The sequence below is a fragment of the Serratia sp. MF1(2023) genome (assembly GCF_030954545.1).
GTDB classification, from domain to species: Bacteria; Pseudomonadota; Gammaproteobacteria; order Enterobacterales; family Enterobacteriaceae; genus Serratia; species Serratia sarumanii.
Genome location: NZ_JAVHUX010000022.1, coordinates 70,596 through 82,319 on the forward strand (window position 1 = coordinate 70,596; position 11,724 = coordinate 82,319).

The 11,724-nt window shown below is 59.9% G+C and carries 12 protein-coding genes; 5 read left to right on the top strand and 7 right to left on the bottom strand.

Annotated features, from left to right (window positions below; all coding sequences use genetic code 11):
• Positions 1 to 79 precede the first annotated feature (79 nt).
• Complete coding sequence (gene tyrR, locus REA38_RS13425) at positions 80 to 1,651, top strand: transcriptional regulator TyrR (protein ID WP_049212551.1); 1,572 nt, start codon at positions 80 to 82, stop codon at positions 1,649 to 1,651.
• 57 nt (positions 1,652 to 1,708) lie between these two features.
• Here tyrR and tpx read toward each other — a convergent pair whose 3' ends face one another.
• Positions 1,709 to 2,212: a thiol peroxidase gene (tpx, locus tag REA38_RS13430; RefSeq protein WP_004930536.1), complete on the bottom strand. Its 504-nt coding sequence runs from the start codon at positions 2,210 to 2,212 to the stop codon at positions 1,709 to 1,711.
• Between the two features lie 225 nt (positions 2,213 to 2,437).
• Between tpx and ycjG the strand changes: the two genes are divergently transcribed.
• Positions 2,438 to 3,412: an L-Ala-D/L-Glu epimerase gene (ycjG, locus tag REA38_RS13435; protein WP_308886032.1), complete on the top strand. Its 975-nt coding sequence runs from the start codon at positions 2,438 to 2,440 to the stop codon at positions 3,410 to 3,412.
• 3 nt (positions 3,413 to 3,415) lie between these two features.
• Here the strand turns inward: ycjG and mpaA are convergent, their stop codons facing one another.
• The gene (gene mpaA, locus REA38_RS13440; protein ID WP_308886033.1) at positions 3,416 to 4,123 is read right to left on the bottom strand and encodes a murein tripeptide amidase MpaA; all 708 of its coding nucleotides are present in this window, start codon (positions 4,121 to 4,123) and stop codon (positions 3,416 to 3,418) included.
• A gap of 206 nt (positions 4,124 to 4,329) precedes the next feature.
• On the opposite strand from mpaA, the gene REA38_RS13445 reads away from it, so the two are divergent.
• Positions 4,330 to 4,680: a hypothetical protein gene (locus REA38_RS13445; protein ID WP_015378006.1), complete on the top strand. Its 351-nt coding sequence runs from the start codon at positions 4,330 to 4,332 to the stop codon at positions 4,678 to 4,680.
• A gap of 158 nt (positions 4,681 to 4,838) precedes the next feature.
• The gene (locus REA38_RS13450; protein ID WP_308886034.1) at positions 4,839 to 6,473 is read left to right on the top strand and encodes an ABC transporter substrate-binding protein; all 1,635 of its coding nucleotides are present in this window, start codon (positions 4,839 to 4,841) and stop codon (positions 6,471 to 6,473) included.
• A gap of 158 nt (positions 6,474 to 6,631) precedes the next feature.
• Here the strand turns inward: REA38_RS13450 and REA38_RS13455 are convergent, their stop codons facing one another.
• The 3 genes from REA38_RS13455 to REA38_RS13465 form a co-directional block, all read right to left on the bottom strand.
• On the bottom strand, positions 6,632 to 6,880 hold the full coding sequence (locus REA38_RS13455; protein WP_033648443.1) for a hypothetical protein: 249 nt from the start codon (positions 6,878 to 6,880) through the stop codon (positions 6,632 to 6,634).
• A 194-nt stretch (positions 6,881 to 7,074) separates the two neighbouring features.
• Complete coding sequence (locus REA38_RS13460; protein ID WP_374213790.1) at positions 7,075 to 8,112, bottom strand: hypothetical protein; 1,038 nt, start codon at positions 8,110 to 8,112, stop codon at positions 7,075 to 7,077.
• A gap of 5 nt (positions 8,113 to 8,117) precedes the next feature.
• Positions 8,118 to 8,927: a hypothetical protein gene (locus tag REA38_RS13465; RefSeq protein ID WP_308886035.1), complete on the bottom strand. Its 810-nt coding sequence runs from the start codon at positions 8,925 to 8,927 to the stop codon at positions 8,118 to 8,120.
• Positions 8,928 to 8,977: 50 nt separating this feature from the next.
• Between REA38_RS13465 and zntB the strand changes: the two genes are divergently transcribed.
• Entirely contained in the window at positions 8,978 to 9,961 is a 984-nt protein-coding gene (gene zntB / locus REA38_RS13470; RefSeq protein WP_033653059.1) for a zinc transporter ZntB, read from the top strand.
• A 219-nt stretch (positions 9,962 to 10,180) separates the two neighbouring features.
• On the opposite strand, the gene REA38_RS13475 is transcribed toward zntB, so the two are convergent.
• Positions 10,181 to 10,579, bottom strand: coding sequence for a VOC family protein (locus REA38_RS13475; RefSeq protein WP_033634674.1), 399 nt, complete (start codon positions 10,577 to 10,579; stop codon positions 10,181 to 10,183).
• Between the two features lie 146 nt (positions 10,580 to 10,725).
• A complete protein-coding gene (gene ttcA, locus REA38_RS13480) occupies positions 10,726 to 11,664 on the bottom strand; it encodes a tRNA 2-thiocytidine(32) synthetase TtcA (protein WP_308886036.1) in 939 nt (312 codons plus the stop codon).
• Between the last annotated feature and the right edge of the window lie 60 nt (positions 11,665 to 11,724).

Here is an 11,724-nt window from a genome sequence, read left to right on the forward strand (position 1 = left end):
GATCGCTTCTACCGCCCGGTGCGAGGGAGTATCATCATCGTCAACGATCCCCGCACCTGCAGAGATAAGGCCAACACTGATGCGTTTGGAAGTATTTTGCGAAGACCGCCTCGGTCTCACTCGAGAATTACTCGATCTTTTGGTATCGCGCAGCATTGACTTACGTGGCATCGAGATCGATCCCATCGGCCGCATTTACCTCAATTTCTCCCAGCTGGAGTTCGATACTTTCCGCGCGCTGATGGCGGAGATCCGCCGCATCGCCGGCGTGACCGACGTGCGCACCGTCAGCTTTATGCCTTCCGAACGCGAGCACCGCGCGCTGCGCGCGCTGCTGGAATCGATGCCGGAACCGGTGTTCTCGATCGACATGAAGGGCAAGGTCGAGCTGGCCAACCCGGCGGCGCAGGCGCTGTTCAGCCTGAACGAAGACAAGATCCGCAACCAGACCGCCGGGGCGCTGATCGGCGGCTATAACTTCAGCCGCTGGCTGGAGAGCGAGCATACGGCGCCGCACTCCGAGCGGGTGGTGATCCGCAGCCAGGACTTCCTGATGGACATCACGCCCATCTATCTGGAAGACGAACAGCAGCAGCCGGCCGCGGTCGGTGCGGTGGTGATGCTGAAGTCCACCGCGCGCATGGGCCGCCAGCTGCAAAATCTGTCGGTGAACGACGATACCGAATTCGACCACATCGTCGCGGTAAGCGCCAAGATGCGTCACGTGCTGGAGCAGGCGCGCAAGTTGGCGATGCTCGATGCGCCGCTGCTGATCGTCGGCGATACCGGCACCGGCAAGGATATTCTGGCCCGCGCCTGCCATTTGCGCAGCCCGCGCGGCAAACAGCCGTTCCTGGCGCTGAACTGCGCCGCACTGCCGGATGACGTGGTGGAGAGCGAGCTGTTCGGCCATGCGCCGGGCGCTTATCCCAACGCGCTGGAAGGCAAGAAGGGCTTCTTCGAGCAGGCCAATGGCGGCTCGGTGCTGCTGGATGAGATCGGCGAAATGTCGCCGCGTATGCAGACCAAACTGCTGCGTTTCCTCAACGACGGCACCTTCCGCCGGGTCGGCGAAGAGCATGAGGTGCACGTCGACGTGCGCGTGATCTGCGCCACCCAGAAAAACCTCACCGAGCTGGTGCAGCGCGGCGAATTCCGCGAAGATCTCTATTATCGCCTCAACGTGCTGACCATCACCATCCCGCCGCTGCGCGAACGTCCGCAGGACATCATGCCGCTGACCGAGCTGTTCGTGGCGCGCTTCGCCGATGAGCAGGGCGTGGCGCGGCCCAAGCTGGCGAGCGATTTGGGCGGCTTCCTCAGCAAGTACGGCTGGCCGGGCAACGTGCGCCAGTTGAAAAACGCCATCTACCGCGCGCTGACGCAAACCGAAGGCTACGAACTGCGGCCGCAGGATATCGTGTTGCCGGAGTTCGAGGTGGAGATGTCGCTGGGCGACGAGGTGCTGGACGGCTCGCTGGACGACATCAGCAAGCGTTTCGAGCGCTCGGTGCTGACGCGCCTGTATCGCACCTATCCCAGCACCCGCAAGCTGGCGAAGCGGCTGGGCGTTTCCCATACCGCCATCGCCAACAAGCTGCGCGAGTATGGCCTGAGCAGCCGCAAAGGCGGCACCGAGGGCGAAGAATAAGAAAGGCGCCTTGCGGCGCCTTTAACGTGTTTCCAGAGCCGGCGTTCGCCGGCTTTATTATTTCAGCGCAGCCAGCGCCGCGTCGTAGTCCGGCTCGGTGGTGATTTCGTTCACCAGCTCGCTGTACAGCACGTTGTCCTGGCCATCCAGCACCACGACTGCACGCGCGGTCAGGCCCGCCAACGGGCCTTCGGCGATTTCGACGCCGTACGCCTGCTTGAACTCGGCGCCGCGCAGGGTGGACAGGGTGACCACGTTGCTCAGGCCTTCCGCGCCGCAGAAGCGAGACTGAGCGAACGGCAGATCGGCGGAGATGCACAGCACCACGGTGTTATCCAGGCCGCTGGCCAGCTGGTTGAATTTACGCACCGACGTCGCGCAGACGCCGGTATCGATGCTTGGGAAGATGTTCAGGACTTTGCGTTTACCCGCGAAGCTGCTCAGCGCTACGTCTGACAGGTCTTTGGCAACCAGTGAGAAGGCCTTGGCCTGTTCGCCCTGCTGTGGCAGTTTGCCCGCTACGCTGACCGGATTGCCTTGAAAATGTACTGTCTGAGTCATTGCTAGATTCCTTTTACAGGTGTTTATACAAAGGGTATGAACCTGATGAAACGGCGCGCCGGCAACGGCATTTAACATCAGGTTCACACCCTGGCGCCAGTTTATGACAACCGGGGCGGATTGGATATCAAAGTTTGCTAAATAGTTGTATATATTAGGCTGTTCTATAAAACATCACCGGCGCATCAGCCTGGCTGAATGCGCAGTTTTCGCTCAGGAGCCGTTATGAGAGACATGCGTTTTTACCCGGAAGCCTGGCCGCTGCATACCGCCTTCGTGATTGCGCGCGGCAGCCGCACCGAAGCCCGGGTGGTGGTGGTCGAAATCGAACAGCAGGGCGTGCGTGGCACCGGTGAATGCACGCCGTACCCGCGTTACGGCGAGAGCGAGGAATCGGTGATGGCGCAGCTGGCAGAGATGGCGCCGGCGATCGCACAAGGCATAACCCGCGAGCAGCTGCTGGCGCAGATGCCGGCGGGCGCCGCCCGCAACGCGCTGGATTCGGCGCTGTGGGATCTGGAGTGCCGCCTGCACGGGCAGAGCCTGTGGCAGCGCAGCGGCGTGGCGGCACCGGCGCATATCCGTATGGCGCAGACCGTCAGCATCGGCACGCCGGAAGCGATGGCCTTCGCCGCGCGTGAACTGGAGCAGCAGGGCGCCACGCTGCTGAAGATCAAACTCGACGATCACTATATCAGCGAACGACTGGTGGCGATCCGCGCCGCGGTACCCCAGGCGACGCTGATCGTCGACGCCAATGAGTCCTGGCAGGCGGAAGGGCTGGCGGCGCGCTGCCAGCTGCTGGCCGATCTCGGCGTGGCGATGCTGGAGCAGCCGCTGCCGGCCGGTGACGACGCCGCGCTGGAGCACTTTATTCATCCGCTGCCGATCTGCGCCGATGAAAGCTGCCACACCCGCGCCGATCTGCCGCGGCTGGCGCAGCGCTATCAGATGATCAATATCAAACTGGACAAAACCGGCGGCTTGACCGAGGCGTTGGCGCTGGCGCAGGCCGCGCGCGAACAAGGGTTCGACATCATGCTCGGCTGCATGTTGTGCACGTCGCGGGCGATATCCGCCGCCTTGCCGCTGGCGCCGGCGGCGCGCTTCGTCGATCTGGACGGCCCGACCTGGCTGGCGCGTGACGTCGAGCCAGGCCTGGCGTTCGAATGCGGGGCGATCGTCGATATCGCCCCGTAAGGATTAATTCGGGTAGGTCAGCAGCTCGGTCATCGCGTCGATGTAGCGCTCGCTGGCGGCATCGGCGGAGATCGGCGGGAATTCGGCGGTGATGCACGGCAGCGACAGATTCGCGCACCAGCTGCCGAACGAACCGGGCGTTTCATAACCGACGCTGGTCACCAGTGGCAGTTCGAACTTGTGCGCCAGCCAAACGCCGAGCCGCGAGCTGGCGGGATCTTCGATGCAGGCCAGCGGCTCATGGAACGACACTACCCAGTGGGGCTTCAGGCGATGGATCAGGTGACACAGCGCCTGGGTTTCCGGTTCGGAACCGGGGCGCCCGCCGGTGGAGAGCTTGACGTCGCGCACCGGCGCCGCGCTGTTCCAGCGGTAGACGGTGTCGCCGGAACGCCAGTTGGCGGCCGGGAAGTTGCGGTTCAGATCGACGCCGTTGGCATTGGCGCGCAGCCCCAGCTGGCAGCCGTCGGGGTTGACCGCCAGCACCACGTGGTGCCGCAGCCGCTCGGGGGCGATGCTGCGCAGCGCGCAGGACAGGGTCACGATGGCGGCGCTCTCATCGCCGTGGGTGCCGGCGATGATCAGCCCGGTCTGCGGGCCGCTGCTCGCCGCCGGGAAATAGAGCAGCGGCGCGCCCAGCAGCGAGCTGCCGTAGTTCTCTCCTGCGATGGCCAACTGGCCACGTTCACTGCGTGGTCGATGTTCGGTCATGGTGTTGTCCCTGGATTAAAGGTCGAGAGTCATTGTCATTTTATTCAGTGTATTACGCTTTGAGACATCTTTCCCATCGCAATTGTGCGGCGTTTGCGCGATCTGTGACGCGGCGGCGGCGAAAACGCCAATTAAACCGCACCTGGCCTGACGCTGTTGTTATACTAACGGCAGTGCTAAGCCAATCACCCGCAAGAGGATTTAACATGCCAGTAGCCAGAATCATCGCCAGCTATAGCGAAAATGAAAATGACACCATCACGCTGCTGTGCGGCGTGGACGCTGAAAACCAGATCCGCCAGGGGGAGTGGTTCGGCGTGGTGAAAAACGACGACGGGCGCGGGGATGAATCGAACTATCCGTTCACCCTGCATATCGACTATCAGAAAGATGCCTTCTACCTCGATTACGGTTACGACGACGCCGACGCGCGCCAGCTGCAAAAAACCGATATCTCGGCCCGTCCGCTGGCCGAGAAAGGCTTTTTCACCGTGTTCGATGAAGAAGAAGGCGAAGAGTTCAGCTACCGCATCAACAGCATCCACCTGTACGACTGACGGTCGCTGCTGCAAACACCGCCCGTGCCGCCCCGCGCCGCACGGGTTTTTTATCGCCTGAATCGCACTTTTTGCAACTTCTCGACCGTGAGCGCTAGGCCGGACGGATCTTGTGCTATATGATAAAAAATTCAGATGGTTAACGGGGGAACATCATAATGACGGGAAGAAAAATGCAACGGGGTTTTCGTTTGGCGCTTTGCGCGGCGGCGATCGGCGCCTGTATGAGCAGCGCCATGGCGGCGCAGGTTCCCCCGGGCACCGCGCTGGCGGCCAAACAGGAAATCGTGCGCCACATTAAAGACGAACCGGCCTCGCTCGATCCGATCAAAGCGGTTGGCCTGCCGGAGGCCCAGCTGGCGCGCGATCTGTTCGAAGGGCTGGTCAATCAGGACGCCAACGGGAAAGTGATCCCCGGCGTGGCCACGCGCTGGCAGACCAGCGACAACCAGACTTACATTTTCCATCTGCGTAAAGACGCGCGGTGGTCAAACGGTGACCCTGTCACGGCGAAGGATTTCGTCTACAGCTGGCAGCGGCTGGTAGAGCCGAAAAACCTGTCGCCGTTCGCCTGGTTCGCGCAGCTGGCGGGGATCCAGAACGCCGAGCAGATCATCAGCGGCAAATTGCCGGCCGATCGCTTGGGCGTGTCGGCGCCGGACGACTACACGCTTAAAGTGCAACTGGACAAACCGGTGCCGTATTTCGTCAGCCTGACGGCCAACTTCAGCCTGTTCCCGGTGAATAAGGCGGTGGTGGAAAAATACGGCAACGACTGGACCAAGGTCGGCAATCTGGTGGGCAACGGCGCGTTCAAACTGCAGGAGCGGGTGGTGAACGAGAAGCTGGTGCTGACGCCTAACGACCATTACTGGGATCATGCGCGTACCGTGCTGACCAAAGTGACCTTCGTGCCGATCAACCAGGAATCCAACGCCACCAAGCGTTACCTGGCGGGTGATATTGACATCACCGAATCCTTCCCGAAAAACATGTATCAGAAGCTGCTGAAAGACATTCCGGGGCAGGTGTATACGCCGGATCAGCTCGGCACCTATTACTACGCGTTCAACACCCAGCGCGCGCCGACCAACGACGTGCGGGTGCGCCAGGCCTTGTCCTATGCCATCGATCGCAAGATTATTGCCGAAAAAGTGCTGGGCACCGGCGAAAAACCAGCCTATCACTTCACGCCGGACGTGACAGCCGGGTTTAAACCGGAAGTGAGCTTGCTGCAACAGCAATCGCAGGCGGAGTTGGACGCGCAGGCCAAGGCGTTGCTGCAGGCGGCCGGTTACGGCCCGAACAACCCGCTGAAGCTGACGCTGCTGTATAACACCTCGGAAAGCCACCAGAAGATCGCCATCGCCGTGGCCTCGATGTGGAAGAAGAAGCTGGGGATTGACGTCAAGCTGCAGAACCAGGAATGGAAAACCTACATCGACAGCCGCAACACCGGCAATTTCGACGTGATCCGCGCCTCCTGGGTAGGTGACTATAACGAAGCGTCGACCTTCCTGTCGCTGCTGACCTCGACCCACAGCGGCAACATCGCCAAGTTCAAGAGCGCGGACTACGACAAGCTGCTGGCGCAGGCGGGGCGGGAAACCAATCCGGCGGCGGTGACCGCCGATTACAACAAGATGGAGCAGATCATTGCCGATCAGGCGCCGATCGCGCCGATTTACCAGTACACCAACGGCCGCCTGATCAAACCGTGGGTAAAAGGCTACCCGATCACCAATCCGGAAGACGTGGCCTACAGCCAGACGATGTATATCATCAAACACTGAGTCGATTTATTTATCGCCCCCGTCTAATGCGGGGGCTTTATTTTTTTCGACGATGAAACTAAGAGGATAATTAATTATTCCACGCGATAAACCCCGTTTAATAATAAACAGGGTTACCATCATCACAGTATTTTCGCTATTTCAGAGAGTGGTTACGCTTATAGACAGTCCCGCATGGCATCCACCACCACCCGGCCGTTCATGTCGGTTTGAGTGATGCGGTAACTGGTGGGGTACGAGCGTCGGGTGCTGAAACGATCGTGGACGGAGACCTTGCCAATCTGCAGGCCGGCGGCGTTTTTCACCACAAACTCACTGATCTCTTCCTGGCCCTGGTTTTGCAAATGGATATTGCTGATTTTTTCCAGCGTATCGCTGGCGTTTATTTTTAAATGGTCGCGTAACATAACTACCTCCTCGTAGTGAGAAAAGTATATGCCCCTAAAATTTGCGCTGAAACAGCTTTGTGTTGTTTTATTATTATCATTTTGAATTAAAAATGATAGCAATATGTTAAGTCATAATAATAACGGCATTGCCAGCGTTTTATCGGCGATATTGCCTGATTTGTCGGCAAAGGTTTATTTCATTGCCGTTATTATTAGTCTGCATTAATGGGGAAAAGCGCCTGCCTGGCCGCCGGGGCGGAAAATACGCAGGCGACGTTGTGCCCGCAGCCGGGAACGATCGTTAACCGATGCGGCTTCTCCGGCGCCAGGTAACGCCGATCGTAGTCGGCGTAGGCCAGGGCGCGCTGCAATCGATAGGGGCCCTGCAACTGGGCGGCGCAGGATTTGTCGAGTATCCGATAGTAAGCGCCCGGCGCGGCGCCGGTATCCTCGGCGGCGGCCAGATAGGTGATATCGGCGGCGGCGTAACGCCGGCGGGCCGCGTCGGCGGTGCGCTGCAGGTGAGCGGGAAACGCTTCCAGACCGTATTTCCATCGGTTGGCCTGCGGACAATGGCCGGCGTCCAGCGTTTGCCAGCGAAAACGGCAGGTTTCTTCACTGCTGCAGTTTCCCCAACTGGTGGGCAGAGGGCGCAGGCGATCAAAATAGAGCCAGCTGCCGGGATCGGCCACCACATAGCGCAGACGCACTCCGCGTGGCGGCTGGGCAAAGCCGACATAATGCTGCACGAACTGGGCGCCGGCGGAAAAACCGGCCACGGTTATCGACTGCAGCGACGGCCAGCGCCGTTTCAGATCGGCCAGCAGGTTATCCATGGCGTTGAACGAACCGGTCTTCCCGCCATTATCCAAGCCGCCCTCGATCCAGGAGCCGCAGCGCCACAGGGCGTCGCCGTCTTGCGGCTGGGGCAGACCGGCGGAATGGCAGTGGGCGGCGAGTTTTACCGGTACCTGAAACAGCGGGGCGACCAGCAAGCTGCTGTCTCCCGCGTCCTGCGCGGCGTCGATCGCCGCTTGCAACGTCCTGGCGGCGTCGCGTGGATGGCCGTGCATCACCACCAGTGCGTTACGCGGCTGGGGGGATTGAGCGTGAGCGACAAAATAAGGCAGGGAACCGGCCGCCGTCGGCGCGCGATAGGGCGTGGCGAGGCGCTCCAACACCGGCTCTGCACGAACCGATTGGCCGAACAGCAGCAGGGCGGCCATTGCGATGCACCGCAGGCGGCGCATTCTCGTCAGGCTCGGCGCAGCGCAGTGCGCATTTGTCTCAGGACTTCCCGGCATCGTTGTTCCTCACGCGCTCGTTGGTAGTAGCGATAAAAGGCGCGTTCCGAGCTGAGGTTACCCGCGCGTTCCAGCTGTCTGAAGGTCAGGTATGCCAGGCTGAACATGATGATAATAAATAATAAGCCGGGGAACAGCAGCTGCCAGCCGTCGGTGATGCGCGCATTAGGCAGATAGCTGAGTGAATGGGGCGTAATCAATACCCCTGACTGCTGCAGTCCCCATTGAGTCAACGCGGGGAATAGTACCAGCAGCGTGACGAACAGCAAATACAGCAAAAAATAGCGACACGAAAGCAGGAAACGTTTGAAAGCGTTATTGGCGCTTGGCCGCAAAACGAAGCCCGCGGACGTGGCGCGCAAGATTTGCTGGCGGCCACCGGTGAAGCGATAACGCTCCAGCGCCGCTACGCTGTCCGGCAATGCCAGCAGCAGTTGCAGCGCAGTAAGGCCGGCGCTGCTATTGCCGAGATAGTCGCGAAATCGCAACAGGCGTATGGGGGCGCTCTGGCGCTTCTCGACGGATTCGAGCAGGTTCAGCAGCTTATCGCGGTTTTCCCGCCGAATGCGAAAAGGGGTTTTGACGACGGCGATAAACAGCGTAATGACGGTCGGTAAGACGATTTTCAAAATATCCGCGGCGCTGATTTGTAACATGCGAGTCTCCTCTCGGGCTGTCTTGCGTTCCTTGCGGCAGAAGTATAGACCACGCTTATAGGACAACGTGAAAACTGGCGTTACAGCTTGGCCTTTGATCTCCAAGGCGTTAACGCTAGACTCAGCAACATAAGCAAGACTGAGGGGATAAATGAATGGATGTGATTGAGGGGAGCGAGCTGCAGATCGCCGATGCGGTTTACGCCTACCAGCTGGACGGCAAGGGCGGCGTCACGCCGATCGAGCAGGGTGACAAGATCACCTGCGACGCGCCGTGCTGGCTGCATCTTGATTACGCGCACCCGGCCAGCGCCGAATGGCTGAGCACCACGCCGCTGCTGCCGGACTCGGTGCGCGAAGCGCTCTCCGGCGAAAGCTCACGGCCGCGCGTCAGCCGCCAGGGCGAAGGCACCATGATCACCCTGCGCAGCATCAACTTCAACGCCAATTCCCGGCCGGACCAGCTGGTCACCATTCGCGTGTACATCACCGATAAACTGATTGTCTCTACCCGACACCGCAAGGTGTATTCCATCGATCAGGTGGTGAACGATCTGCAAAGCGGCGCCGGGCCGACCAACAGCGGCAGCTGGCTGGTGGAAATTTCCGATGCGTTGACCGATCACACCAGCGAATTTATCGAGGATCTGCACGACAAGATCATCGATCTGGAGGACGCCTTGTTGGAGCAGCAGGTGCCGGAGCGCGGCCAGCTGGCGCTGATCCGTAAACAGCTGATCGTGCTGCGCCGCTATATGGCGCCGCAGCGCGACGTCTTCGCGCGGCTGGCCAGCGACCGCCTGCCGTGGATGAGCGACGACGATCGCCGCCGCATGCAGGACATCGCCGATCGCCTGGGGCGGGGATTGGACGATCTGGACGGCAGCATCGCGCGCACCGCCATCTTGTCCGACGAAATCACCACGGTGATGGCCGATGCGATGAACCGCCGCACTTACACCATGTCATTGTTGGCGATGGTATTTCTGCCTACCACCTTCCTGACCGGGCTGTTCGGGGTCAACCTTGGCGGCATTCCGGGCGGCGGCAATCCTCTCGGTTTTGCGGCGTTTTGCCTGATGCTGGGCGGGTTGGTGCTTGGCGTCGCCTGGTGGCTGAAGCGCAGCCGCTGGCTGTAGGCAAAAATGACGAAAACCCGGTTAACATTGAGCAATATCAACATTTAGCCGGGGGAAATGGGGCATGATCTCTCTCGCAGGTGAATGCAACGTCAAGCGATGGGCGTTGCGCTCCATAATTGTCTTACTTTCTTATTTTTGAATTACTGCATAGCACATTTGATTCGTACAATGCCGGTTTAATCACCGGCATTTTTTTATTCGGCTTTCCTCTTTTCTTCAGGCCGCGCTTTCATCCCAGAAGCTGGCTTCAATCTTGTGCCCATCCAAATCACGGACAAAGCAGCCGTAGTAAGCCTCGCCGTAGTGCGGCCGCGAACCGGGTGCGCCTTCATCGGCGGCGCCGGCCAGCAGCGCCTGGCGATGGAATTCATCCACCTGTTGCTTGCTGGTGGCGAAAAAACCGACGTGCGTGCCGTTGCCGGGCGAGGCCGGCCGGCCGTCGATCGGCACCTGCAGCCAAAACTCCGGATAGTCGCGGCCGTAACCGATGGCGCCGGGATGCTCCAGCACGCGTCGGCAACCCAAGGCGGCCAGCGTGCGATCGTAAAAGGCGGCGGCGGCCTCGAAATCGTTGGAGCCCAGCGAGACGTGGGACAGGCAGGGGGTGATATTCATTGCGCGATCTCCATATGACTGTATAAATAAACAGTATAGGGTAAAAACGGCACCGCCCAGTAAATTTTGCGCAAACTGTGAACAGGATCGAGATCGTCGAGAGAGGGGAATGCCGCCGCTTGCAGAGGGCAAGCGGCGAGAGGGGCTTATTTGATTTCCAGCACGTTCAAACGCTCTGGCGCAGGCACCGCGTCGTCCGAATCTTCCGGCTGCCAACCGACGGGCTGCATCGGGATGTCTTCGCGATCGAAGGCCAAATCGCCGCCGTCCACTACGGCGCTACCGTGGTGAATGTCTTTGAAATCGAACAGATTGATGTCGCTCAGGTGCGAAGGCACCACGTTTTGCATGGCGCTGAACATGGTTTCCAACCGGCCAGGGTAACGCTTGTCCCAGTCGCGCAGCATATCGCCGATCACCTGGCGCTGCAGGTTAGGCTGCGAGCCGCACAGGTTGCATGGGATGATTGGGAATTCCTTGGCGATCGAGAAGCGTTCGATGTCTTTCTCGCGGCAGTAGGCCAGCGGGCGGATCACCACGTGCTTGCCGTCGTCGCTCATCAGCTTGGGCGGCATGCCTTTCATCTTGCCGCCGTAGAACATGTTGAGGAACAGCGTTTGCAGAATGTCGTCGCGGTGGTGGCCCAGCGCGATCTTGGTGGCGCCCAGTTCGGTGGCGGTGCGGTACAAAATGCCGCGGCGCAGGCGCGAGCACAGTGAACAGGTGGTTTTGCCTTCCGGGATCTTGTCTTTAACGATGCTGTAGGTGTTCTCTTCGACGATCTTGTACTCCACCCCCAGGCTTTCCAGGTAGGCGGGCAGAATATGCTCCGGGAAGCCGGGCTGCTTCTGATCGAGGTTCACCGCCACCAGGGAGAAGTTGACCGGCGCGCTCTGCTGCAGATTGCGCAGGATCTCCAGCATGGTGTAGCTGTCTTTACCGCCGGACAGACAGACCATGATGCGGTCGCCTTCTTCAATCATATTGAAATCGGCGATCGCTTCGCCCACGTTGCGGCGCAGGCGCTTTTGCAATTTGTTGAGGTTGTACTGCTCTTTTTGGCTAACGGATTGCTTTTCTGACATTTAAATCGTGCTCATTCTCAATGGGGGGCACTAGGGGCATGGCGTTGTAGCCGCGAGTTT

Coding starts and splice junctions, on each gene's coding strand:
- zntB (WP_033653059.1), top strand. CDS start 8,978: ATGGATGTGATTGAGGGGAGCGAGCTGCAGATCGCCGATGCGGTTTAC.
- REA38_RS13455 (WP_033648443.1), bottom strand. CDS start 6,880: ATGTTACGCGACCATTTAAAAATAAACGCCAGCGATACGCTGGAAAAA.
- REA38_RS13475 (WP_033634674.1), bottom strand. CDS start 10,579: ATGAATATCACCCCCTGCCTGTCCCACGTCTCGCTGGGCTCCAACGAT.
- tyrR (WP_049212551.1), top strand. CDS start 80: ATGCGTTTGGAAGTATTTTGCGAAGACCGCCTCGGTCTCACTCGAGAA.
- REA38_RS13460 (WP_374213790.1), bottom strand. CDS start 8,112: ATGCGCCGCCTGCGGTGCATCGCAATGGCCGCCCTGCTGCTGTTCGGC.
- REA38_RS13450 (WP_308886034.1), top strand. CDS start 4,839: ATGACGGGAAGAAAAATGCAACGGGGTTTTCGTTTGGCGCTTTGCGCG.
- ycjG (WP_308886032.1), top strand. CDS start 2,438: ATGAGAGACATGCGTTTTTACCCGGAAGCCTGGCCGCTGCATACCGCC.
- mpaA (WP_308886033.1), bottom strand. CDS start 4,123: ATGACCGAACATCGACCACGCAGTGAACGTGGCCAGTTGGCCATCGCA.
- ttcA (WP_308886036.1), bottom strand. CDS start 11,664: ATGTCAGAAAAGCAATCCGTTAGCCAAAAAGAGCAGTACAACCTCAAC.
- REA38_RS13445 (WP_015378006.1), top strand. CDS start 4,330: ATGCCAGTAGCCAGAATCATCGCCAGCTATAGCGAAAATGAAAATGAC.
- tpx (WP_004930536.1), bottom strand. CDS start 2,212: ATGACTCAGACAGTACATTTTCAAGGCAATCCGGTCAGCGTAGCGGGC.